This window comes from Rhodococcus sp. LB1 (genome assembly GCF_001583455.1).
GTDB classification, from domain to species: Bacteria; Actinomycetota; Actinomycetes; order Mycobacteriales; family Mycobacteriaceae; genus Rhodococcus_F; species Rhodococcus_F opacus.
Genome location: NZ_LTCZ01000182.1, coordinates 1 through 24,568, shown reverse-complemented (window position 1 = coordinate 24,568; position 24,568 = coordinate 1). Strand labels below are relative to the sequence as shown.

Annotated in this window: 18 protein-coding genes and 1 pseudogene; 9 read left to right on the top strand and 10 right to left on the bottom strand. The window is 66.5% G+C overall.

The window, feature by feature from the left end; translation table 11 throughout:
- Positions 1-16: 16 nt before the first annotated feature.
- The 5 genes from AZG88_RS24070 to AZG88_RS24050 all read right to left on the bottom strand — a co-directional run bounded on the left by AZG88_RS24070 (position 17) and on the right by AZG88_RS24050 (position 5,067).
- The gene (locus AZG88_RS24070) at positions 17-1,885 is read right to left on the bottom strand and encodes a DUF3556 domain-containing protein (RefSeq protein WP_061699448.1); all 1,869 of its coding nucleotides are present in this window, start codon (positions 1,883-1,885) and stop codon (positions 17-19) included.
- A gap of 100 nt (positions 1,886-1,985) precedes the next feature.
- The gene (locus tag AZG88_RS24065; RefSeq protein WP_061699447.1) at positions 1,986-3,467 is read right to left on the bottom strand and encodes a class I adenylate-forming enzyme family protein; all 1,482 of its coding nucleotides are present in this window, start codon (positions 3,465-3,467) and stop codon (positions 1,986-1,988) included.
- Positions 3,468-3,589: 122 nt separating this feature from the next.
- A complete protein-coding gene (locus tag AZG88_RS24060) occupies positions 3,590-4,177 on the bottom strand; it encodes a TIGR03086 family metal-binding protein (RefSeq protein ID WP_061043624.1) in 588 nt (195 codons plus the stop codon).
- Between the two features lie 132 nt (positions 4,178-4,309).
- Positions 4,310-4,723: a VOC family protein gene (locus AZG88_RS24055; protein WP_061699449.1), complete on the bottom strand. Its 414-nt coding sequence runs from the start codon at positions 4,721-4,723 to the stop codon at positions 4,310-4,312.
- A 74-nt stretch (positions 4,724-4,797) separates the two neighbouring features.
- Positions 4,798-5,067 carry a DUF7218 family protein gene (locus AZG88_RS24050; RefSeq protein WP_061699446.1) on the bottom strand — a complete coding sequence of 90 codons (270 nt, stop codon included), beginning with the start codon at positions 5,065-5,067 and terminating at the stop codon, positions 4,798-4,800.
- A 63-nt stretch (positions 5,068-5,130) separates the two neighbouring features.
- On the opposite strand from AZG88_RS24050, the pseudogene AZG88_RS55690 reads away from it, so the two are divergent.
- Positions 5,131-5,452: pseudogene (locus AZG88_RS55690) on the top strand (DUF421 domain-containing protein); the annotation flags it as partial.
- Between the two features lie 41 nt (positions 5,453-5,493).
- On the opposite strand, the gene AZG88_RS24045 reads toward AZG88_RS55690, so the two are convergent.
- Positions 5,494-6,459, bottom strand: a complete 966-nt coding sequence (locus AZG88_RS24045) for a proline dehydrogenase family protein (RefSeq protein WP_061699445.1) — start codon at positions 6,457-6,459, stop codon at positions 5,494-5,496.
- A complete protein-coding gene (gene pruA / locus AZG88_RS24040; RefSeq protein ID WP_061699444.1) occupies positions 6,459-8,096 on the bottom strand; it encodes an L-glutamate gamma-semialdehyde dehydrogenase in 1,638 nt (545 codons plus the stop codon). The genes AZG88_RS24045 and pruA overlap by 1 nt, the downstream gene beginning before the upstream one ends.
- Before the next feature lie 156 nt (positions 8,097-8,252).
- On the opposite strand from pruA, the gene AZG88_RS24035 reads away from it, so the two are divergent.
- Complete coding sequence (locus AZG88_RS24035; protein WP_061699443.1) at positions 8,253-9,968, top strand: PucR family transcriptional regulator; 1,716 nt, start codon at positions 8,253-8,255, stop codon at positions 9,966-9,968.
- A gap of 8 nt (positions 9,969-9,976) precedes the next feature.
- On the opposite strand, the gene AZG88_RS24030 is transcribed toward AZG88_RS24035, so the two are convergent.
- On the bottom strand, positions 9,977-10,705 hold the full coding sequence (locus AZG88_RS24030) for a GntR family transcriptional regulator (protein ID WP_061699442.1): 729 nt from the start codon (positions 10,703-10,705) through the stop codon (positions 9,977-9,979).
- Positions 10,706-10,756: 51 nt separating this feature from the next.
- On the opposite strand from AZG88_RS24030, the gene AZG88_RS24025 reads away from it, so the two are divergent.
- Positions 10,757-13,606 carry an FAD-binding and (Fe-S)-binding domain-containing protein gene (locus AZG88_RS24025; protein WP_061699441.1) on the top strand — a complete coding sequence of 950 codons (2,850 nt, stop codon included), beginning with the start codon at positions 10,757-10,759 and terminating at the stop codon, positions 13,604-13,606.
- A 141-nt stretch (positions 13,607-13,747) separates the two neighbouring features.
- Here the strand turns inward: AZG88_RS24025 and AZG88_RS24020 are convergent, their stop codons facing one another.
- On the bottom strand, positions 13,748-15,172 hold the full coding sequence (locus AZG88_RS24020; RefSeq protein WP_061699440.1) for an amino acid permease: 1,425 nt from the start codon (positions 15,170-15,172) through the stop codon (positions 13,748-13,750).
- Positions 15,173-15,468: 296 nt separating this feature from the next.
- Here AZG88_RS24020 and AZG88_RS24015 point away from each other — a divergent pair, with 296 nt between their 5' ends.
- The gene (locus AZG88_RS24015; RefSeq protein ID WP_061699439.1) at positions 15,469-16,599 is read left to right on the top strand and encodes a PucR family transcriptional regulator; all 1,131 of its coding nucleotides are present in this window, start codon (positions 15,469-15,471) and stop codon (positions 16,597-16,599) included.
- 20 nt (positions 16,600-16,619) lie between these two features.
- On the opposite strand, the gene AZG88_RS24010 is transcribed toward AZG88_RS24015, so the two are convergent.
- The gene (locus AZG88_RS24010) at positions 16,620-17,543 is read right to left on the bottom strand and encodes a LysR family transcriptional regulator (protein ID WP_061699438.1); all 924 of its coding nucleotides are present in this window, start codon (positions 17,541-17,543) and stop codon (positions 16,620-16,622) included.
- 170 nt (positions 17,544-17,713) lie between these two features.
- On the opposite strand from AZG88_RS24010, the gene hglS reads away from it, so the two are divergent.
- The 5 genes from hglS to AZG88_RS23985 form a co-directional block, all read left to right on the top strand.
- The gene (hglS, locus tag AZG88_RS24005) at positions 17,714-19,162 is read left to right on the top strand and encodes a 2-oxoadipate dioxygenase/decarboxylase (protein ID WP_061699437.1); all 1,449 of its coding nucleotides are present in this window, start codon (positions 17,714-17,716) and stop codon (positions 19,160-19,162) included.
- Positions 19,163-20,719, top strand: coding sequence for an L-piperidine-6-carboxylate dehydrogenase (amaB, locus tag AZG88_RS24000; RefSeq protein ID WP_005242143.1), 1,557 nt, complete (start codon positions 19,163-19,165; stop codon positions 20,717-20,719).
- Between the two features lie 35 nt (positions 20,720-20,754).
- Positions 20,755-21,903 (top strand): Glu/Leu/Phe/Val family dehydrogenase, encoded by a 1,149-nt coding sequence (locus AZG88_RS23995; protein WP_061699436.1) that lies wholly within the window; start codon positions 20,755-20,757, stop codon positions 21,901-21,903.
- Positions 21,904-22,065: 162 nt separating this feature from the next.
- Positions 22,066-23,232, top strand: coding sequence for an NAD(P)/FAD-dependent oxidoreductase (locus tag AZG88_RS23990; protein ID WP_061699435.1), 1,167 nt, complete (start codon positions 22,066-22,068; stop codon positions 23,230-23,232).
- A 104-nt stretch (positions 23,233-23,336) separates the two neighbouring features.
- On the top strand, positions 23,337-24,568 hold a 1,232-nt coding region (locus tag AZG88_RS23985; RefSeq protein ID WP_442971744.1), incomplete at its 3' end, for a thiamine pyrophosphate-dependent enzyme.

Genomic DNA, 24,568 nt, shown 5'->3' with positions numbered 1-24,568 from the left:
ACGACGACTGCGGTGGTCACCGCAGCACTCCGCTGCCCTCGTCACCATGAAGGGACGAATTGGTGGCGTGCTTGCTGCGCATCCTCGGTTCCGACAGCGAGCCGGGATCGGTGATCGCCCGGTCGGCGTCGATGTCCAACGTCCACCGCACTTCGAACGGAATGGGACCGTTCGGCAGCCACGGCTGCTCGTTGATCGCGTCGGACACCTTGTACGTTCCCCGCTCGATGACACCGAGGGCGGCGTCGATCACCTTGTACTCCTGGATGCCCTTGTGGATGGGCTGCGATTCGATCCACGCGATCAGGAACTCGCCGGGCGCGAAGTTGCAGCGCCGCTGAATGGCAGCGATGAGGTGCTCGTTGTGCAGGTGGCCGTCACCGAAGTTGAATGCCACCAGCGAGTTACAGCTGAACTCGGCCTCCCGGAGGGAGTAGGTGTCGATGTCGTCACCGAGATGCCGACTCATCAGCGACAACAGGGCGCGGCCCTGACTGTGCATCGACCGCCAGCCGAGCAGCTGGTGCATCACGACGTCGGCCACCTCGGGCGGATAGGTCGCCAGCAACTGGGTGCGGGTGTTCTGACTGGGCCGCTTGATGAACTGGTCGAGTTTGTCCTCCGCACCCGGGGCGAACGCCCAGGTCGCCGAGGCCCAGTTTCCTGCGTACTGCCGCATCGAGGGCAGGAACGACACGAGGTCGGGGCGCAGATTGCCGAGGATCGGGAAGAACACCAGCGCGGCGACGATCGCGGCGAGCAGCAGCGGTGAGGAGACGTCCCCCAGCCCGAAACCGGCGGCGTTCGGGAAACCGAGGAACAGGAACACTGCCGCATACGCGAACAGCAGGTTCCATTCGAGGGGGACCGCGAGCGGGAATGTGGACAGGATGAACAGGTGGAACGCCACCATCAACGCAACCGCGAGCAGGGTGATGGTGCCATTCGTGGTGAACAGCAGCACCAGCGGAGTGACCACCTCGACGACGGTGCCCAGGACGTGGGCGACGCCGCCGGCGACGATGGACGGCCGCAGGTCGTTCGGGAAGCTGCGGTAGTGGGCGCGCTTGATCGTCTTCGACGGCAACCAGGGGGTGTTGGACAGCATCGGCGGCACGACCATCGAGAAGTGGTGGCCGAGTTTCGAGATGCCGGCGCCGACCCACACCGACACGATGAGCAGCTTCAGCGCGACGATCATGTCCACGAACGGAAGGACACCGAAGAAGACGACGGCCGGGAAGTACTGCTCGCCGCGGGCGGCGATGAAGATGACCTTGTCGCGCAGCCCGATCACGATCAGCAGCGCGATCAGTGGCAACAGAAGCGTGGGGTTCACCAGACCGTGGTTGCCGGGCAGCGCCGCGTCGACAGACGGTGTGTGCACGCCGGCGAACCCGAGCGCCAGGGCGATGTTGACGAGGATGGCGAGATAGACGAGAACATCGAACACGGTGCGGGTGTCACCGGACGTCAGCGGCACCTTCCCCGGCCACGGTGGCAGGCGAATGGTTCCCGGCCGGAGCCAGAACAGGGCGCCGCCCATCATCGGTTTGAAGTGGCCTGCGAGCGGACCCCAGGAACCGCCCAGGCCGAGGGTCTCGACCAGCAGCGTCCACAGGATGAGCTTCTGGTAGACGATGGGTGCGTTCCACCACAAACCGACGTCGAGCACGTTGTATCCGGACGTGAACGTCGCGATCGACAGGCCGGCGGCGATGTACAGGACGAGCAACTTCAGAATGTAGATGGAGTGCACCATCTTCGGGGTGCCGAAGCCGTAGTCGACCCAGTGGGTCGACATGGCTCGGATCCGGTCGAAGAAGGGGCGGTCGAGGAATGTTGCGGGGTCTACGTCGGGGAAGTTCCCGGTTTTGAATCCCATCGGATGCTCCTGGATAGGGCGGGTGGAGGGTAGGTGTCATCGCCTCGGGGGTGTCCCGAGTTGCGGCAGGGTGTTGTGGTGAGCGGTGAGAGCCGGTTGCTCATCCCCTCGTGGCTGCGGGTTGCGGGCGGTGACGGCTGCGCAGCCCTGGCTTGTCGATCTTGCCGACGGGGTTGCGCGGCAAGGCGTCGACGATGTGTATGGCTACGGGCAGTTTGACTTTCGTGAGCCGGTCGCGCAGGTGCTCGGTGAGCTGGTCCTCGGTGACCGGACTGTCGGGGTAGGTGACGACGTAGGCGACGGGCACCTCGCCGTACACCTCGTTTGGCGCTCCCACCACGGCCGCCTCGAGGACGCCGTCGTGAGTGGCGAGTGCGTTTTCGATCTCCTTGGGGTAGATGTTCTCGCCGCCCCGGATGATCATGTCCTTGACGCGGTCGACGAGGGTGAGGTAGCCGTCTTCGTCGAGTCGGCCGACGTCGCCCGTGTGGAGCCATCCGTCGACGATCGTCCGCTCGGTCTCCTCGGGACGCCCCAGATAGCCGTGCATCACGTTGGCGCCGCGGACGACGACCTCGCCGACCGATCCCGGGGGGAGCAGAGCGCCCGAATCGTCCATGATCGCGAGGGTCTGCTTCGGCAGTGCGGGCCCCACGGAGCCGAGTTTCCGGACGCCGGCAGGCGGGTTGCACGCCGATGCGCACGTGCCCTCGGTGAGCCCGTACCCTTCGACGATCACCAGGCCGAAGCGCTGTTCGGCGCGGTCGAGAAGTTCCTTGGAGATCGGCACGGCGCCGCAGACGGCGAACCGCAACGAGGACGTGTCGGTGACGATCTCGTCGGGTTGTGACGCGAGCAGTGCATAGATCGTCGGGACCGCGGAGAAGTAGGTCGGCCGCAGCCGGGCGACGTCGTCGCAGAATCGGGCCGGGGAAAACCGTCCGGTGACGCTCAGTTGCCCTCCGGTCAGCATCGGCGCGAGAAAGCTGACACAGATCGCGTTGACGTGGAACAGCGGCAGGATGAGGAGGCAGTGGTCGTCGGGGGTCAGTGAAAGATGCTCGGCCAGAGAAGAACTCATGAACTGCAGGTTGTCGTGGGTGAGCATGACACCCTTAGGTCGCCCCGTCGACCCCGACGTGTAGATCAGTAGTGCGACGTCACTTCCTCCCGGGTGGAGGCCCGGGGTCGGCCCCGGAGGCTGGGACGCGGCCATCTCGTCGACCGCGATCGACGGACGACCGGCGGTCGGGGCGTCCGGTCCCTCGTTCACGACGAGGACGGCGTCGGCGTCGGCGATCTGGTACTCCGCTTCCACGGCGGTGAAGGTGGGATTGACCGGTGTCGCGGCCGCACCGAGCCGCCAGGCCGCCATCAGCACGACGAGCAGCTCCACCCTGTTCGGCAGCATCACCGCGACGACGTCACCCTTGCCGACCCCGTGTTCGCTCAGCTGTGCCGCGAACGCATCCACGCGATCGGCGAACTGCCGGTACGTGAGGTCGAGGTGGTCGTCGCGCAGGCACGGTGCGTCACCGTGCGTGGTCGCGAGGTCCCAGGTGAAATAGCCGATGTCGGACACTGTTTCGATCCCCTCCGCTTTGCCGTGTGATCCACGACACTATGCGGAGGAAGTGTGGTCCGAAATATTCCGCCGGGCTCGAGTTCGCCCCAGGCTTTGTCCGCGGCGGACAGTGCGGACTGCTACGTGGCGGCGGGAACCCACCGTGGGTCGCGGCCGGTGAGGCCGAGCAGTTGTTCGAGCAGTGGGGCGGAGTGTGGAACGGTCACCGGTGGCCCGAACAGTCCAGGTGTGCCGTGGGGGTTCTGGTCGGCCGATGACTTCGCGAACTCGTATGCGGCGCCGAGTAGTTCTGGTGTGCAGTGGAAGTTCTGGCCGGTGGCGACGGCGAGGTCCCAGCCGTGCACGACGATCTCGTCCACCGCGACCACTCCTGCGATGTCGGCCGGTAGGTCGAGTCCACCTGCCTGGGTCGTCCCGTGCCATGCAGGCTCCTCGCGCCAGGCTCCGGCCAGAGCGGCCAGACGCTGCGGGATCCGGGTGCGCCAGTCGGTGCCGAGGCGAGCGGAGTCGGCTGAGGGCGGTTGGCTGCCCCCGGCCGGCGGGGTCTTCGTCGCGGCGGCGGTGAACGCGAGTGACAGCCCGTCGATGTGGTCGAGGAGATCACCGACGGTGAGCTCCGGGCACGGTGTCGGTGCGGTGAGTTGGTCGTCGCGCACGGACTCCACGAGAGCGGCCATCACGCCGGCGGCGGGTTGGAGATCGAACATCTTCAGCACTCCTCGCGTCGGTCACTGGAAGATCGGTGGAGGTCCCACGTTACGGCGGGCTGCACTGATCGAGGTCGGAATCGGGTCATCGGCATGAGGGGATCGAGCTCCCGGTGACCGGCCACGGCGGTGTTACCGGGAGGACTTGGCGATCAGTACTTCCCCTTCGAGTCCGTCGGGGTCGCGGAAGAAGATGCTCTCGACGCCGCCGAAGTCGTTGACGGTTCCGTCGCTCGCCGCCTCGTCGATCAGACGTTGCCGAATCGTGGCGAATGCTTCGTGAGAGGCGGCCTGCAGGCCGACATGATCGATGCGTCCCCGTCCCCACATGGGTGTTTGGCGCTCAGGTTCGGTGTTGCCTTCGATCACGAAGATGCTCAGCTCGGTGTGCGGGCCGACGCGGATGATGGTCATCGTTTCGTTTCCGTCGTCGCCGTGGGTGCGTGTGGGTCCGACGTCGGCGTCGAACACGTCGGCGTAGAACCGGCCCAGGCGGGCAGCATCCTTGGAGATCCAGGCGATGTGGTTGATACCATCGAGCAGCACGTTGTTCTCCTGACCTTTCGGGTTGCAACGGCTGGTGAGGCCTCGATCGCGCAGGACCGTGCGGCCCCGCATAACTAGTGGTTGCGAAGCTCGTCGATGAGCTCCTTCTTGTTCAGTTTCGAATAACCCTGCAAACCCAGCTCTTTGGCACGTTTCTGGAGCTCGTCGACCGTCCAGTCCTCGTATGACCGCGACTTTCCGCCCGACTTTCCGACGTTCTCGCGCCCACAACTGGCCGCGGCGTTGGAGATTCGTGCGGCCTTCTCCTTGGAATCGCCCTTCTCGCGGAGTTCCTCGTACATCTCCTGGTCTTTGAGTTGGGGTTGCGAATCTTTGCGTGCCATCTCGTGTTCCTCCCATCCGAAACATCGACGCTGCTGCATCTTCCGCCTACCCGTGCCACAAGCGAATCAAACGTGACGCAACAGGACTACTCCGTGACGTCCGCAGTCCTCGCGGTCGGTTTTTGCCCCGCTCACGCTGGCCCTGGCGTGGGCCAATGCGCGGTTCCCGCGCGTGCGTGGGGTCACGCACGGTGTCCCGTCATCATCGTTCGTGACGGGATACCCGACCTGCAGCGTCTGCGCACCGAGCGAATGTCGCTGGACGTCGAACCGGCGGATCGCAGAAATCGAGCTTGCCGTGCTCGAGACCAACGGCCGCGTCTCGTTCTTCACCCGGGCAGGCGGCGCGGGCGAAGGCGCCCCGGAGCAACCGGGCATCGCGTGAGATGCGGTGGGAGTGGTGCCTGCCCGGCGTCCCGTCCCTGGTTACCTCTTCGAGGTCAGTGACCTGAGAAAGAAGGCCAGGTTGGCGGGGCGTTCGGCGAGACGGCGCATGAAGTAGCCGTACCACTGCTCGCCGTAGGGCAGGTAGACCCGCACGTGTTGCTGCTGCTCGACCAGACGCAACTGCTCGGTGTCCCGGATGCCGTGGAGCATCTGGATCTCGAACTCGTCGGTGGTGCGACCCGTGGCCTTCGCCTGCGCCAGCGCGGCGCCGACCATGGCCGGATCGTGGGAGGCGACCATCGGGTAGCCCTGGCCGTTCATCAGGATCCGCAGGCACCGCAGGTATGCCCCGTCGACCGCGGTCTTCTCTTGATGGGCAACAGATGCGGGTTCCTTGTACGCGCCCTTGCACAGCCGGATCCGTGATCCGGGCCCGGAGAGGTCCTTGCAGTCCGTTTCGGTGCGCTTCAGGTACGCCTGCAGCACGGTGCCGAGCGACGGGAAGTCCTGCCGCAGTCCACCCACGATCGACAACGTCGAGTCCGTGGTGGTGTGGTCCTCGGCGTCGACCGTGACCCAGACGCCGGCCTCTTCGGCCGCGGTACAGATCTTGTGGGCGTTCTCGAGTGCCACCTTGTGGCCGTCGCGGGGCAGGAACTGTCCGAGCGCGGATAGCTTGAGGGACACCTCGATGCTGCGCGGCCGACCGCTGTTGTCGGTGGCCGGGGCATGCTGCGCCAGCGAGGACAGCAGCGTCGTGTAGTGCGAGACGGTGTTGTTGGCCTGGGCGAGGTCGGTGGTGTCTTCGCCGAGGTGGTCGATGCTGATGTAGCGGCCAGAGTCCAAAATCGAGGTGGTCGCGGCAACGGCCTGGTCCTCGGTTTCACCGGCGACGAACCGGTCGACCAGGTTGCGGGTCACCGGGATCTTGGTGACGGTGCGTTCCATGCGGGGCGAGCGGGCTGCGGCGAGCAGGGCGGGCCGGAGCAGATCGGAGAGTGCCATCAGATGTCCTGGTGCGGGTAGTGGTGGTCGGTGGCCGGGACGAACGTTTCCTTGATGGTGCGGGCGGAGGCCCAGCGGAGCAGGTTCTGCGGGGAGCCGGCCTTGTCGTTGGTGCCCGACGCCCGCGCCCCACCGAAGGGCTGTTGTCCGACGACGGCGCCGGTGGGCTTGTCGTTGATGTAGAAGTTGCCGGCGGCGAATCGCAGGTCGTCGGTGGCCTGGGCGATCGCGGTGCGGTCGTCGGCGATGATCGACCCGGTCAGCGCGTACGCGGACCCCTTGTCGACCAGGTCGAGGGCCTTGTCGAACGATCCGGCGGCGGAGTCGTCGTAGACGTGGACGGACAGGATCGGTCCGAAGTATTCGGTGCGGAAGGCCTCGTCGGTGGGGTCGTCGCCGAGCAGGACTGTGGGGTCGACGAAGTAGCCGAGGCTGTCGTCGACGTGGCCGCCGGCGGCGATGGTCAGGCTGGGGGTGGCCTTGGCGCGGGCGATGGCGTCGGCGTTGCGGTCGAAGGCCCGCTGGTCGATGACGGCGCCACCGAAGTTCGAGAAGTCTGTGACATCACCGTATTTCAGCGTCGATGCCTTCTCGATGAAGTCGTTGCCCATCTTCGCCCACAGGGACTTGGGGACGAAGGCGCGGGAGGCCGCGGAGCATTTCTGCCCCTGGTAGTCGAACGCGCCGCGCAGCAGTGCGGTGGTGAGGGTGTCGGGGTTGGCGGAGCTGTGGGCGAGGACGAAGTCCTTGCCGCCGGTTTCGCCGACCAGGCGTGGGTAGCTGTTGTAGTTGGCGATGTTGTCGCCGACTTGGCGCCACAGGTGCTGGAAGGTGGCGGTGGAGCCGGTGAAGTGGATTCCGGCGAGGCGGGGGTCGGCGAGGACGATGTCGGAGACCTCGGCGCCGGGGCCGTTGACGAGGTTGATCACACCCGGGGGCAGGCCTGCGGCCTCGAGCAGTTTCATCGTCCAGTACGCGGCGACGGCCTGGGTCTGCGAGGGCTTCCACACCACGGTGTTGCCCATCAGGGCGGGGGCGGTGGGCAGGTTGCCGGCGATGGCGGTGAAGTTGAACGGGGTGATGGCGTAGACGAAGCCCTCGAGGGAGCGGTATTCGAGCTTGTTCCACACGCCGGGGGAGGAGATCGGTTGGTCGGCGAGGATCTGGCGGGAGAAGTGCACGTTGAAGCGCCAGAAGTCGATCAGCTCGCACGGGGTGTCGATCTCGGCCTGGTACGCGGTCTTGGACTGGCCGAGCATGGTTGCGGCGGCGAGGGTTTCACGCCACGGGCCGGACAGCAGGTCGGCCGCGCGCAGGAACACCGCGGCGCGGTCCTCGAAGGACAGTGCCCGCCAGGCCGGGGCAGCGGCGGTGGCGGCGGTGACGGCGTCCTGGATGTCCTGGGCGCGGGCATTGGTGAACGTGCCCAGGACCGCGGCGTGCCGGTGCGGCTGTACGACGTCGATCGCGGGGCCGGTGCCGCGCCGGTGCACACCGCCGATGACGTTGTGGATCTCGGTGGGGTTCGACCCCAGCTCGGCCAGCTTCGACTGCAGCCGCACCCGTTCTGGGCTTCCCGGGTCGAAGGAGCCCACCGGCTCGTTGATCGGCTGGGGAGTGGTGGTGACGGCGTCCATGAAACCTCCTGCGAGATGTGGCGGCGAAAGAATCGCCGCTCGAACTAGACGTAGTCAACACCAGAACGGAGCCAAGATATTGAGCCAGCTCGACAAGAACGGGTGTTTTTGATTGTACTGTTGGCTAAACCTGATCCTCACCCTCCGAATGGAGCGATGCCGGTGATACCCGGAGATCGAAACCCTGCCGCGGGTCCCGCTGCTTCTGCCGAAACCATCACGCTGCGTGAACTTCTCCGTGCTCTCGACACCGCGGTCGTCGAGCTGATCGACGCTCCCGCGGGCGACGACGTCGTCGTCGCATCGATGGCGCTCGTCGACAGCTCCGACCTCACGGTCGAAACCGAATCGCAATCTCCGATGCAGGATTTGTATCTCCATGTCGGGGTTGCAGACGCCGACGCCGTGCGCTGGTTCGACGACGTCTCCGGGCGTGCGCGCGAGCACCGGCCGCATGCGGTGATGTCCAAGACGGCGCACGAGTCGAGCGCAGTGCAGGCTGCGGCGCGCCGTGCCGGCGTCGCCCTCGTGGCGGTGCACCCGAAGGCTCGATGGGATCACGTGTTCCCGCTGGTCCAGCGCATGCTCGACCGCTCTCGCCGCGAGCGTGGCGCACCTGCGGATCCCGATCTGCTCGCCACGGACACCGACCTGTTCGGCCTCGCGCAGATCGTCGCCCAGAACGCCGGGGGGATGGTCTCGATCGAGGACGCCCAGTCGAAGGTGCTCGCGTACTCTGCCTCCGACGAAGCGGCAGACGAATTGCGAGCCTTGTCGATCCTCGGCCGCGAGGGCCCACGCGATTACCTGCGGACACTGCAGAAGTGGGGAGTGTTCGACCGGCTCCGCGAAAGCGACGAGGTCATCGACGTGCCCGAGCACGAGGAGCTCGCCACCAAGCGGCGCTTGGTGGTCAGCATCCGCCAGCCCAGCGAGGACACCTCGACCGCACCCCGGCTTCTCGGTTCGATCTGGGTGCAACAAGGCGACGCACCGTTCGATCCCGATGCGGGGGACGTGTTGCGTGGCGCTTCGGCGATTGCAGCCCGGATCATCTCCCGAAGTCTCAACGTCCCCTCGACCGAGGGGCTGCTGGTCCAACGGTTGTTCGGTGCGCGTGGTGGGGGTGTCGACGTTCCCTCCGTGGCCAGTGCCCTGAACTTGCCGATGAGCGGCGCGGCGGCCGTCGTGGGCTTCGCGCCGACCGGATCGGTGAGCTCGACGGCCACCGGCGAGTTCGCCGGCATGGGCAGCATGCTCCGCCTGCATGCGAGCTCGTTCAGTCGCCATTCGGTCGCCACTGTGATCGGTGATCGCGCTTATGTGCTCCTTCCTCGCTACAAGTCCGCTGCGGGGGTCACCGCGTGGGCGCGGCAGCTCATCGACCAGTTCGAGGCCAAGCGGTCGATCGTGCTGCGGGCCGCCATCGCTGTCCCGGTTCCTGATCTCGCACAGGTGGCCGCGGCGCGCGTCGAGGTCGACAGGGTTCTCGACGGCACTGCCGCCACCTTCCCGGAGGGGCGGGTGACCACCCTCGCCGAATCCCGCACCGCGGTGCTGCTCGGGGAGATCCTCGACCTCGTCGGCGAGCACCCGGAACTGCACGATCCGCGCCTCGACGCGATGTTCGACTACGACCGTAAGCATGCTTCCAACCTGTGCGAGAGCGCCGAGACCTACCTCGCCGAGCACGGGGACGTCCGTAGCGCCGCCGCCGCACTGAGCGTGCATCCCAACACGCTGCGGTACCGGATCCGCCGAGTGGAAGAGATCATCGGGATCGGTCTGCAGGACGCCGCCGACCGACTGCTGTTCGAACTGCAACTTGCCGTGCACCGGCGCACGACACAGGAGAAGCCGCCGCGGAGCTGACGCGTTGGTCAGGTGATGACGGCAGACCAGATGTCGTCGACGGAGAGGCCTGAGTCGTCGCTGAGAACAGCTTGGGTGACAAGGAGTTTCCCGGTGTTGACCAGGTGAACGCGCATCGCGGCTTCGGCTCCGTCGGGGTCCCCGGCGATGATGGCATCGATGATGGGCGCATGCTCGTCGTCGATGTCGGTGAGAGTTCGGGTCCTGTCGGCGGTGTTGGCCCCGAGTAGCCGGGTGGTTTCACGCAGGGTCTTGACGATCGCGCGTGCGCGGGCGTTGTCGGCGGCGTCGAGGATCAGGTCGTGAAGCCCCAGATCATGATGGGCGAATTCGTGTTCATCGCCGCCGGCGGCAGCGTCCTGCATCAGGCGTCGCTGTCGCTGCAGTGCGTCCGAGAGCGTGGGGTCGGCCACGGTTGCGGCTTTGCGGACTGCGGGAAGTTCCAGGGCCAACCGGACTGCGAAGATCTCCGCGATCTCCTTCGGCCGGGGGAGGAGTATGCGGAAGCCCTGGCGTGCTTCGAACTTGATGAGTCCCACTTCTTCCAGGCGCAGTAGAGCGTCCCGCACCGGGGTTCGGGAAATGCCCAGACCCTCGGCGAGTTGGTAGACCGAGTACTTCACTCCCGGTTTCATGCGGCCGTCGTCGATGGCCGCCCGTACCGCCGCGATCGCCTGCTCCATCCGGCGTCCCGTGAACGGGGTGAGCGGTTCGAGTTCGAGCGCTTCGTCTGCCACCCGATCACTGTAACAACACCGGGCTGTTCGTAGCATGCTAGAGGTTGTAGCATGCTACGAATGATCTCCGCTGAATCACTGGCCGCTGAGCTGCGCAGTTCGGGAGTGAGCGACGTTCTCTCCGACGGCACCACCCGCGCTGCCTATTCGTCCGATGCGTCCCTGTACCGGGTGCGACCGCTGGTCGTCGCGCGGCCGCGCCATGCCGACGAGGTGGCTGCCGCCCTCGCGGTGTGCCGCAGAGTGGGCGTGCCGCTGACCTCTCGCGGTGGCGGCACGTCCGTTGCGGGTAACGCTGTCGGGGCGGGACTGATTCTCGACTTCAGCCGGCACATGAACCGGGTGCTCTCGATCGACAGGGACGCGCAGACCGCCACCGTCGAGCCGGGCACGATTCAGACGGTGCTGCAGCGGGCCGTTGCACCGCACGGCCTCCGATTCGGGCCCGACCCCTCGACGTTCACCCGCTGCACCATCGGCGGCATGATCGGAAACAATGCCTGCGGTTCGCGCACGCTCGGATACGGCCGGACCTCGGACAACGTGAAGGGCTTGCACGTGCTGACCGGGACCGGGGAGTCGTTGCACCTGGGTTCGGCCGGTGAGGTGACGGCCTCCCCGGCGCTGAGTGCACTACAGCACGTCACCCGCGCCGGTTTGGCGACCATCCGCACCGAGCTCGGGCAGTTCGGCCGTCAGGTGTCCGGATACGCCCTCGAACACCTCCTGCCGGAGAATCGGTTCGATGTCACCCGCATGCTGGTCGGCACGGAGGGCACCCTCGCGGTGGCAACTCGTGCGACAGTCCGCTTGGTATCCGAGCCCGCCCACCGCGTCCTGGTCGTGCTGGGATACGCCGACATCGCGTCGGCGGGCGACGCGACCCCGCTGGTGCTGAAGTTCGATCCGACCGCCTGCGAGGGTATCGATTCCCGGATCGTCGAGGTCGTGCGTGAGCGCCGCGGCCCGGACGCGGTTCCGCCGTTGCCCACCGGGGCGGCCTGGTTGTTCGTGGAGGTCGTCGGCGACGACCTCGACGAGACGATTACCAGGGCGCAGCAGGTCGGACGCGACTGCGGAGCCGTGGACAGCCTCGTGGTCACCGACGCGGGCCGTACCGCCCAGCTGTGGCGGATCCGCGCCGATGGTGCCGGACTCGCCGGCCGCAGTCCCGCCGGTCTGCCCGCGCACGCGGGGTGGGAGGACGCGGCAGTGCCGCCGGCCATGCTCGGCGACTACCTCCGCGACTTCGACGCCCTGATGGACGAATTCAACGTCACCGGCCTGCCGTACGGGCACTTCGGTGACGGATGTCTGCACGTGCGGATTGATTGGCCGCTCGACAAGCCCGGCGGCAGCGGCACCTTCCGGGACTTCCTGGTCGCGGCGAGCACACTCGTCGCCGGTTACGGCGGATCCCTGTCCGGTGAGCACGGGGACGGTCGCGCCCGCAGCGAACTGTTGCCACTGATGTACTCACCGGACGCGATGAATCTCTTCGCTGCCGTCAAGCACGTCTTCGACCCGGACAACATCCTCAACCCGGGTGTTGTGGTCGACCCCCGTCCGGTCGACGCGGACCTGCGCATTCCTGCAGCCCCGCTCCTGCGCCGCAACCTGGCCCTGGCCTACCACCACGACGACGGCGACTTCACCCAGGCGGTGCACCGCTGCACCGGCGTCGGAAAATGCCGGGCCGACAACACCGCCACCGGGGGAGTCATGTGCCCCTCGTATCAGGCGACCCGGGAGGAGAAGGACTCCACCCGCGGCCGCGCGCGCGTGCTGCAGGAGATGATCAACGGCACCGACATCGAGGGTGGCTGGCGATCGCCCGAAGTTCACGACGCCCTCGACCTGTGCCTGTCCTGCAAGGGGTGCTCCTCGGACTGCCCGACCGGTGTCGACATGGCCGCATTCAAATCCGAAGTGCTGCACCAGAGCTACAAGGGCCGCATCCGGCCCGCCTCGCACTACTCGCTGGGATGGCTCCCGCGATGGGCGAAGATCGCCAGCCGCGCGCCCGGTCTGGTCAACGCCACGATGCGCGTTCCCGGCATCGGACCGCTGGCGTTGTCCTCGGCCGGGGTGGACAAGCGCCGCACCATCCCACCATTCGCGAAGCAGACGTTCCGGTCCTGGTTCAAGGCCACGGCGAACGACCGTGCGACAACCGGTGACCCGGTGCTGCTGTTCGTGGACTCGTTCACCAATTACTTCACCCCCGAGGTCGGGCACGCAACGGTGCAGGTGCTCGAGGCCGCCGGCTACCGGCCGCAACTGACCGACAAGCAGCAGTGCTGCGGGCTCACCTGGATCTCCACCGGCCAGCTCACTGCGGCGAAGAAGATCCTCGGCCGCACCGTGGACGCTCTGTCCGGTAGTGCCGCGGCCGGAATTCCGATCGTCGGAATGGAGCCGTCCTGCACGGGTGTGTTGCGCTCGGACGCCGCGGAACTGCTCGGTCGGACGACGGCCGAACCGGTCGCCGACGCAACCCGCACCCTCGCGGAACTGTTGACGGACCGAGGGTGGGAACCGCCGTCTCTCGAAGGCAAGTCCGTTGTCGCACAGCCGCACTGCCACCACCATTCGGTGATGGGGTGGAGTCCGGACGCGCAGCTTCTGGAGAAGGCCGGTGCACAGGTTCAGCGGCTGGGCGGCTGCTGCGGATTGGCCGGCAACTTCGGTGTGGAGAAGGGGCATTACGAGGTGTCGGTTGCCGTCGCCGAGCAGCAGCTCCTGCCCGCCGTGGCGGGGGCGGACTCGGACACCACGATTCTGGCCGACGGCTACTCCTGCCGGACCCAGTTGTCGGATCTGACCGATCGTCGCGGTGACCACTTGGCGCAGTTGCTCGCCGCGCAACTCGACGCCGATGCTACGCGCCGACGGGACTGACCATCGGTGGTCCCTCGGATCGGAAACGTCGAGAGGGGTGCTCCTGCACAGCATGTGCGGGAGCACCCCTCTCGGGTGTGCACACAAACAACGGGGGTGGCGGCGGGAGACCGTGGGTCTCACTCGCCGCCACCCCGGGTGTTACTTCGAGGCGGGCCTGGTGATCGGCCCAGGAGCGGGAACGGAGATGTTGTCCGCGAGCGGACTCTGTGGGTTGATGCGACGGCGAAGCCGGTAGGCGATCAACGTCGCGATAAGGGCTCCGACGCTCAGGGAGATCTGCGAACGGGACGATTCGACGTAGAACATCGACACCAGCACGGCGAGGATGCCGCCGGCGGCGAGGATGGACAGGTAGGGGAACAGCCACATCTTCAGGCGGAGTCGGGCGACTTCTTCGCGGGTCATCAGGCCGCGCAGTTTGATCTGCGACATCGCGATCATGAGGTAGACCATCAGGATGGTGGCGCCGGAGGCGTTGAGCAGGAAGGCGAAGACGGTTTCGGGGGAGAGGTAGTCGAGGCCGATGCAGGCGAAGCCGACGAGGGTTGCGAGGAGCAGCGAGTTGCGGGGGACGCCGTGCTTGTCCAGCCTTGCGATGCTCTGTGGCGCATCGCCTTTGTGCGCGAGGGTGAAGAGCATCCGCGAGGAGGTGTAGAGGCCGGAGTTCAGGCAGGACAGTACGGCGACGAGCACCACAGCGTTCATGATGTCGGGTCCACCGGGAATGCCCATGTGGGTGAGGGCGTCGACGAACGGCGACTGGCCGACCTTGACGTCGGTCCAGGGCACGATGATGGCGAGCAGCAGCACGGAGCCGATGTAGAAGAATCCGATGCGGGCGATCACGGAGTTGGTGGCCTTGGCGACGGCCTTCTCCGGTTCGGCGGATTCGGCGGCGGCGATGGTGGCGATTTCGGGACCGACCATGGAGAAGACGGCGACGACGACGCCGGAGAGGATGACGGTCCAGCCGTTGGGGGTGAAGCCGCCGTGATCGGTGAGGTTGGAGAAGTCGGCGGAATGGCTGGGCCACAGCCCGAAGACGTAGGCGGCACCGAGGCCGAGGAACAGCAGGATCGCGGCGACCTTGATGCCTGCGAACCAGTATTCGAACTCTCCGAAGTTGCGGACCGAGCGGAGGTTGGTGGCGACCATGGCCAGCAACAGGACGACGGCCATCACCCAGGAGGGCAGGTCGATCCAGCGTTGCAGCAGTTTGCCGCCGATGACGGCTTCGGCGCCCACCGCGACGACCCAGAAGAACCAGTACAGCCAGCCGGTCGTGAAGCCGGCCCACCCCCCGAACGCCTTGCGCGCATAGCCGGCGAACGATCCGGTCGACGGGTTGGTGGTGGCCATTTCGCCGAGCATGCGCATCACGAGGACGATGACGACACCGGTGATGGCGTACGACACGAATGCAGCGGGGCCGGAGGTGTGCAGCAGGGCGCTCGAGCCCACGAAGAGGCCGGCGCCGATGACACCCCCGATCGCGATCATGGTGAGGTGTCGTTGTTTCAGAGACTTCTGCAACGTCTCGGGCGGTTGTTCGAGAGTGGACATCAAACGCTCCAAAGGTCGAGTCGGACACGAGATCGAAAGCGTGAACTGTGCCCCGGTGGTCGCAGGCGTGATCGGACGCCGCGATACCGTGACGGTCCGAGGTCGGAAATGCCGTCCAGGTCCCGGCGAGATGGCGAACTTCCGTTCGTGTGTGATCAACGTAACGGCCAATCACGTAGCATGCTAGGGACAGGTGCCAGAACTTTCCGCCCCGGCAGTCAGACACATGTATGGCCGACTCCGAATGATCGCCACAGTTATCGCTCACGAAATACGCAGTTCACGGAGATGGTGAAGTGAATCTCGATGAAGTGGTCACCGAGGTGGCCGAACGCCTGGCGGCATCAGTGGTCCTGGTCGACCGGGCCTTTTCGCTGATCGCCTACAGCACCCAGTCACCGGACGTCGACAAAGATCGGGTGCAGTCGATCCTCACCCGCAGTTGCCCGCCGGAGGCGCGTGCGTGGTACGAAAGTTTCGGGATTGCCGATACCACGCGCCCAGTGATTACGCCAGAGAATCCAGATATCGAGGCGTCGTCGCGGATCTGCCTTCCGGCCCGCTACGCAGGCACGGCATTCGGATATCTGTTCGTCTTGCCGGATGAGAACAGCGCAGTGTCCGATGGCGATCTCACCGTCGCAATGTCCCTGGCAGGGCAGGCCGGCGCACAACTCGCACGCACCTCCCGGGGCCGGGACGATATGGCGGTCGCCGTCGCAGACCTCCTCGAAGGTGACCGAAAGGCATTCGCCCGTGCGATTACTCGCATCGAAGACTCCGGACTCTTTCCGGACGGCAGCGCGTTGACCGTGCTGGCTGTCGATGGTCTCCTGCCCGCCCCCGGCACACGCACTCTGCCGGCACCGATCGGATCGCTGACCGCGGTCATGGTTCCCGCCGGCGACGGCGCCGTCGACCCCGTTCGGGCCATTGCCGAAAGCGGCGCGGGTGCCGGTGCTCTGGTCGGGGTGGGGGGTTCGTATCGGGGGTTGCGATCTGCGCGCCGAAGCTGGCAGCAGGCCAAGCTCGGCGTCCGGGTCGCCCGGCACGACGAATCGATGGGACCGATCGCCTACTGGGAAGAACTCGGCATCTACCGGCTGTCGTCCTGCGGGCCCACCAGCGTCCTCGCCGATGCAGTCCTCACCCCGTCCGTGCGGGCCCTGCTCGACCACCGCAACATCGACCTGCTCGTCACCGCGCAGACCTACCTGGACCAGGCCGGTGACACCGGCGCAACGGCCGGTGTCCTCGGCATTCACCGCCAGACGCTGTACTATCGCCTCGCGAAGATCGAGGAAATCACCGGCCTCGATCTGTCGGTGGGTGCGCAGCGCCTCGAGTTGCATGTCGGCCTCACCCTCGGGCGATTCATCTTCGAGCATCTCGGCACCGACGAGGGCCGCAACGGGGAGCAAGCCTGACTGCTGTTATCGATCAGAGATCAGATCTTCTCGGCCGCCGCGGGGTCGACCGCGGCGCGAACGATGTCGGTGACGGCCCGCACCGTAGGCCTGGTCTCCGAGCCGGCGAGGCGTATGAGGACGATTCGCCGACCGATCTCCTGCGCGAGGTCGACGCGGATGATCGGCACCGAACTGTTGAGCCTGATCATCATGTCGGTGACCGGCGCCGCCCCCAGCCCCTTTCCGGCCAGCGCCAGAGATACGGCGGTGTCGACGATTTCGTGCCGCACGATCGGCTCGAAACCCTCCTGGCGGCAGGCGATACGAACAGCGCGACCGAACTGGGTTTCCGCGGGCGGCAGGATCCAGTTCCACTCCGCGGCCTCGCGCAGATCGATGGTGCCTTCGGTGCGGATGCCGTAGGCGCCGGAGGAGACGGCGAGTCCGAATCGCTCGCTGCGCAGGGTGATCATTTCGATATCCGGTGTGCGGGGCATCGGTGAATTGGGGTAGTCCAGCCCGAATGCGACGTCGACCTGACCGCGTTGGACCGCGGTGGCGGCCTCGTCGACGTCGAGTTCGCGGCTGCTCAGCGCGAGATGCGGGTACTTGCGCTGCGCTGCGGCCACCACCGGTGGCAACAACGCCGCAGCGGTACTACCGAAGGTGCCGAGAAGAAGAGGCGCAGCGACGTCGTCGTGCACCGCGCGCAGCGCGTCGAGGGCCCTCTGTTCCGCGCTCAAGATCTTCACCGCATGCTCGGCCAGAACGGTGCCGGAATCGGTGAGCACGACATTGCGACCCACCTTGGTGACGAGCCGGGAGCCGACGGCTTTCTCCAAGGCTGCGATCTGCTGCGATACGGCGCCCGCGGTGTACCCGAGTTCCTCGGCGACCGCGACCATCGTTCCACGCCGGGCCAGCTCTCGGAGTGCGACGAGGTGCGCCAAGCTCATATTCATATAGAGATTCTAAACGGTAGTGGCTAACTTTCTTCGCTGGTGCTATTCATTTCCGCGGACCACGATGAACGTGCGGAACGAGACGTCGGACACGTCGGAGCTCTTCGGAGCCGGCCGGCGACCACGATCTCGATCTCACCCGATCCTCATCGACCCTGGAGTTGCACGCCATGCCGATCACTCAGCAGTGGGAACTGCGCGCCGAGTTCGCTCGCCGTCTCTCGCATATGTACGGGAAGGAAGTTCCCGCATACACCACGTTGCTCGAGGTATCGCAGGCCGTCAACGACACCGTGCTGTCGAATCTCGGTGCGAGCGCAGAACGTCTGGGTTCCATCGCCCGGGTCACCGCCGAACGCCACGGAGCCATCCGAGTGGGCACCCCGCAGGAGATGGCCCAGGTCGCCCGCGTGTTCGCGGCCATGGGCATGTACCCGGTCGGGTTCTACGACCTGCGCGAGGCCGCTGCCAGCTCGGTTCCGGTCGTCTCGACGGCTTTCCGTCCGACGGACCCGGACGAACTGGCGCGCAACCCCTTCCGGGTGTTCACCTCCATGCTGGTGCCCGCGGATCGCCGCTTCTTCAGCGCCGATCTGCAGCAACGCCTCGAAAGCTTCCTCGCCAAGCGCAGGCTGTTCACCACCGAACTGCTGGTCCTCGCCGACCGGGCGACCGAGTACCGGGGGCTGAATTCCGGTGACGCCGAGATGTTCCTGACGTTGGCCACCGCGGCATTCAAGCTGTCCACCGAGGCCGTAGACCGCGCCTGGTACCGCGAACTCGAGCAGGTCTCCTCGGTGGCCGCCGATATCGGTGGCGTCACCAGCACACACATCAACCACCTGACCCCGCGGGTGCTCGACATCGACGATCTCTACGCCCGCATGGAGCGTCGCCGGATCGACATGATCGACACGATCCAGGGTCCGCCGCGGTGGGCCGGTCCGGATCTGCTGCTGCGGCAGACCTCGTTCCGGGCTCTCGCCGAACCGCGGGTGTTCCGCGAACCCGGCGGCAGCGTCGAGAAGGGTTCACTGCGGGTGCGTTTCGGTGAGGTGGAGGCCCGCGGTATCGCTGCCACCGTCCGCGGCCGCGAGGTCTACGACCGGTTGACCGTCGAGGTCGAGCAGGCGGTCCGAGAGGCGGCCGCGACCGCGCCGGTGTCGGCCGAGGTACGCAACGAGATCGCCGCCGAGCTGTGGAATCAGCAGGTGCCTGCCACCGAACAGGGGCTTGCCCTGCACGATCTGGCGTACTTCACGTACCGGGTCGACACCGACAAGCAGCGCAACGGCACGGTGCCCGGACGATCACTACAGGATCTGATCGATCAGGGCTGGGTTCGCCCGGAGCCGATCGTTTACGAGGACTTCCTGCCGAAATCCGCGGCCGGGATCTTCCAGTCCAACCTGACCTCGGACGGACACAAGGACACCACACAGTCGACGACCGATATCGACGCCGCCTGGATGGAAGGAGTTCTGGGCCGCCCACTGCACGACCCGTACACGCTCTACGACGGGATCCGCCGCGCATCCCTCGATCACGTTGCCAACCAATTGGGAATCCGCGGACCCATCGAAGAACCGGCACCCATCGCTACCCAAGGAGTCAAGTAAATGAGCACCGCTGTCGCCGAGACCATCGCCCTGCCCACCACGGACGAACTGCGCACTCTCGCACGCACCAGCCTGCAGCGATGTGGGGTCGACCCGGCCGTACTCGATACCGCCGGGGTCGAGAACACCATCACCGCCCGCACCCCGGTCACGGGGGAGAGCCTCTTCGACTATCCCGCCGCCGACGCCGCGGATGTCGAGGCCGCGATCGATGCCGCCCACGAGGCGTTCCTGCAGTGGCGCACCGTTCCCGGCCCGGTCCGCGGGTTCCTGATCAAGCGGCTCGGCGAACTGCTCACCGAGCACAAGGAAGACGTCGCCAACCTGATCAGCATCGAGGTCGGCAAGATCCGCTCGGAGGCACTCGGCGAGGTCCAGGAAATGATCGACATCTGCGACTTCGCGGTCGGTCTGTCCCGGCAGCTCGACGGCCGCACCATGCCCTCGGAGCGTCCCGGACACCGACTGATGGAGACGTGGCACCCGCTCGGTGTCGTCGGTGTCGTCTCGGCGTTCAACTTCCCGGCCGCGGTGTGGTCGTGGAACCTTGCTCTTGCCATCGTCTGCGGGGATTCGGTGATCTGGAAGCCGGCGCAGCTGACCACCCTCACCGCCGCCGCATGCTCGGCGCTGTTCGACCGTGCCGCAGAAGAATCCGGCGCCCCGGCCAACCTGAATGTCCTCGTCTCGGCGAGTGCCGCCGACACCCAGGCCCTGATCGACAGCCCGAAGGTGCCTTTGATCAGCGCCACCGGTTCCGAGCGGATGGGTGAGCAGATCGCTCCCCGCGTCGCCGCCCGGTTCGGCCGTGCCATCCTCGAGCTCGGCGGAAACAACGCTGCGATCGTCACCCCGTCGGCGGACCTCGACATCGCTACCCGCGGAATCGTTTTCGCCGCTGCCGGGACCGCCGGTCAGCGCTGCACCTCGATGCGCCGCATCATCGTCCACCAGGACATCGCCGACGAGCTGATCGACCGGATTTCCCAGGTCTACGGCCGACTCCCGATCGGTGACCCGTTCGCCGACGGCACCCTCGTGGGCCCGCTGATCGACGGCAAGTCCCACGCCAACATGACCGCAGCCCTCGACAAGGCCGTCGCGCAGGGCGGCGAGATCCTCGTCGGCGGAAAACGCCGCCCGAGCAGCGAAGACTCGTACTACGTCGAGCCGGCGATCGTGCGGATGCCGGCCCAGAGCGAGATCGTCAAGGACGAAACCTTCGCCCCGATCCTCTACGTGCTGACCTACAACACGTTCGAGGAAGCGATCGCCCTGCACAACGACGTCCCGCAGGGCCTGTCGTCGTCGATCTTCACCACCGACCAGCGTGAGGCCGAGCGGTTCATCGCAGCTGACGGTTCGGACTGCGGCATCGTCAACGTCAACATCGGCACGTCCGGCGCCGAGATCGGCGGCGCGTTCGGCGGCGAGAAGACCACCGGCGGCGGCCGCGAATCCGGCTCGGACGCTTGGCGCGCCTACATGCGCCGGGCGACCAACACCATCAACTACTCCCGCGAGCTGCCCCTGGCTCAGGGCGTCAACTTCGGCTGACATCCCCCTTTCGAATCGCACGAGGAGCAACGACGATGTTCGAATTGATCGACGAATGGGGCCCGGAGAAGGTCGTGTGTGTCTCCGACGGACGCACCGGCATGCGCGGCGTTCTGGTCATCGACAACACCGCCCGCGGAATGGGCAAGGGCGGCACCCGCATGTCCACCACGGTCAGTGTCGGCGAGGTCGCCAGGCTGGCCCGCAACATGACCTGGAAGTGGGCGGGGGTCGACCTCTTCTACGGCGGCGCCAAGGCCGGTATCTGGGCCGACCCGACTGCCTCCTCCAAGGAAGCGGTGCTGCGTGCCTTCGTCCGGGCACTGCGCAACGAGGTCCCCGAGGAGTACGTCTTCGGGCTCGACGTGGGATTGACCGAGAAGGACGCCGCGATCATGCTCGACGAGGTCGGCGGACGCGGCGGCGCGGTGGGCACCCCTCACGCGCTCGGCGGGCTCCCGTACGACCAGCTCGGGGTCACCGGCCACGGCGTCGCGGAGTCGGCGGACGCCGCCGCGCAGACCCTCGGCCTGTCCACCGGTTCGCTGAGCGTGTCCATCCAGGGCTTCGGCGCGGTCGGAGCGGCGAGCGCGAAGCGCCTCACCGAACTCGGGGCCACCGTGGTCGCTGTGTCCACCTCGCAGGGCGGCATCCACAACCCGGACGGGCTCGACGTCGCCACCTTGCTCGACCTGCGTGATCAGTACGGTGACGGACTCGTCGACCAGTACTCCGACGCGAAGCCTCTCGCGGCCGGGGAAGAACTCTCGGTGACCGCGGACATCCTGATCCCGGCAGCGTTGCAGGACGTCATCGACGTCGATCTCGCCCGGACGTTGCCGGCCAAGATCGTCGTCGAAGGCGCGAACCTGCCGAGCAGCCCCGAAGCACAGTCGGTGCTGTTCGACCGCGGCGTGACCGTGGTTCCGGATTTCATCGCCAACGCCGGCGGTGTGGTTGCCGCAGCCGTGGCGATGGACGCTCGCTACTCCGGAATCCGTCCCGAACCGGCAGCCGTGTTCGACAACATCTCGAACAAGCTGCGCGCCAGCACCATCGACACCCTCGACGCGTCGAAGGTGCAGGGGCGGACCACCCACGCGGTGGCCCGCACCACCGCCCAGGAGCGCGTGCGCGAAGCCATGGTGCTCCGTGGGCGTGCCCCGCACACCGCCGCGTTCTAGAACGTTCGGCACCCACCACGCGCCCGCTGACTGTGTGACCCACTCCGGTCAGCGGGCGCGCCCCATTCATCCAGGCATAGCCATCGACCCGGTCGTTCGTCAGGTGTCCCGGAAACCGGTCGGGCATCACATCACTACTCTCGAAGGAAAGAAGAGGACGACATGAGCAAGGAACTTCCCGAACAGGCGTCCGTCGTCGTGATCGGCGGCGGCGTCATCGGCGCCAGCATTGCGTTCCACCTCGCCGAATCCGGGGTCTCCGATGTCGTCCTGCTGGAAAAGGACGAGTTGGCCTGCGGCTCGACCTGCAAGGCCGCCGGTGGTGTTCGCGCCTCCTTCAGCAACGAGGCCAACATCGCGATCGGTCTGCGCGGCCTCGACGTGTACTCGCGGTTCGCGCAGGAGTACCACCAGGAGATCGACTTCAGCCGCGACGGCTACCTCTATCTCCTCTCGGACCAGGCCAACGTCGACATCTTCACCGAAAGCGTCGCACTGCAGAACCGCCACGGCGTTCCGAGCCGCATGGTCACCCCCGAAGAAGCGCAGAAGATCTCGCCGCTCATCAGCACGGACGGACTCCTCGCCGCCTCCTGGTCACCCCAGGACGGCAAGGCCACCCCCGAATCGGTCGTGATGGGATACGCCGCCGCTGCCCGTCGACACGGCGCCCGCATCGTCCGCCACTGCGCGGTCACCGACATCGAGAGCACCGGCGGCACCATTACCGCAGTCGTGACCGAACACGGACGCATCAAGACCGACGCCGTGGTCTGCGCCGCCGGAGCCTGGTCGGCCGGTATCGGCAACATGCTCGGGGTGAACATCCCCGTCGTTCCCGTCCGTCGACAGATCGCCTTCACCGAGCCGCTGTCCGAGTTGCCCGAATCCTCGCCGTCGCTGACCATCGACTTCCCGTCGAACTTCTACTTCCACCCGGAAGGCAAAGGCCTGCTTCTGGGCTGGTCCGACCCGAACGAGCGCGAGGGATTCAACCTCAAGTTCGAACTCGAGGACTGGCTGATGGGACTGGGCGCCATCGCCGAGACCCGGGTGCCGGCCGTACTGGACTACGGCATCAGCACCGGTTGGGCCGGCCTCTACGAGGTCACCCCCGACCGCAACCAGATCATCGACCGCTCCACCGAGGTCGAGGGCCTGCTCATCGCCACCGGCTACTCCGGCCACGGCTTCCTGATGGGACCGGCGACCGGCGAGATCGTGCGCGACCTCTACCACGGCAAAGAGCCCGGATACGACATCAGCTCGTTCACCCTGGACCGTTTCGCGCAGGCCGGTATCGGCGCAGGTGAGACGAACATCGTCTGACCCCCACCCATTGCGCCGCCCAGCAGACGACGATCACCTGCCCCTCAGGAGCCGGACTCATGGCCGAACAGATCGATGCATACTTCACCACCACCGTTGCCGGGATGGCCGATACGACACGTCCAGGCCTGACCGATCACGACCAGCCCGTCGAGGCAGGATCGAGCCTGTCCGTGCAGCAAACCCTCGACCTGTTCGATTCTCAATTGGGCAGTCGGCACCTGGATCTGGTTGCCCGCCGGCTTCGCTCGAATGGCAAGGGCTTCTACACGATCGGATCGTCCGGGCACGAAGGCAACGCCGTCGTCGCGGGAGCCCTCCGACCCACCGACCCGGCGCTGCTGCACTACCGTTCCGGTGCGTTCTTCCTCCAACGCGCCCGGCAGGTCCGAGGCAGCAACCCGCTGCGCGATGTGCTTCTCGGCGTTGTCGCCGCCACCGAGGAACCGATGTCCGGCGGCCGGCACAAGGTGTTCGGCCGCCACGACCTCAACATCATTCCCCAGACCTCGACGATCGCATCTCACCTGCCCCGCGCGGTCGGCGTCGCCTTCTCCATCGCCCGCGCCGCCAAACTGAACGTGCTCTCCGCGTGGCCCGAGGACGCGATCGCGGTATGCAGTTTCGGAGACGCCTCGGCGAACCACTCGACCGCGATCGGCGCGATCAACACCGCCATCCACTCGGCCTTCCAGGGCCTTCCGCTTCCGCTGTTGTTCGTCTGCGAAGACAACGGCATCGGCATCAGCACCAAGACGCCGAAGGGGTGGATTTGCGCGAACTTCGGCAACCGTGAAGGTCTCGATTACTTGGAGGCGGACGGCTCCGATCTGCCGGCGGCGTACGCGACGGCGAAGCATGCCGCCGACTGGGTTCGCAGGCACCGCAAGCCGGCGTTCCTGCACCTGCGCACCGTGCGGTTGATGGGCCACGCCGGCTCCGACTTCGAAGCCGCCTATCGCACCACCAGCGAAATCATCGCAGACTTCGACCGGGATCCGTTGCTGTGCACGGCGAAGCGGCTGATCGAGCGAGGACACCTGAGCCCCGCCGACATCCTCGGGCTCTACGAGAACAAGCGTGCCGAGGTGGCCGCGCTCGCAGAGGAAGTCGGCGAGCTGCCGCAACTCGACAGTCCCGCCGCAGTGATGCGGCCACTGACCGAGGGACTCGACGAGGCGAGGGCCGCCGAACCACGACGGACCTACCCGGCCCGTCGAGCCCAGATCGTCGGCAGCCCACTGCCAGAACACGAGGGCCTACTGACTCTCGCCCTCTCGATCAACCGTGCCCTGCTCGATGTTCTCGTCGAGTATCCCGAGTCGCTGGTGTTCGG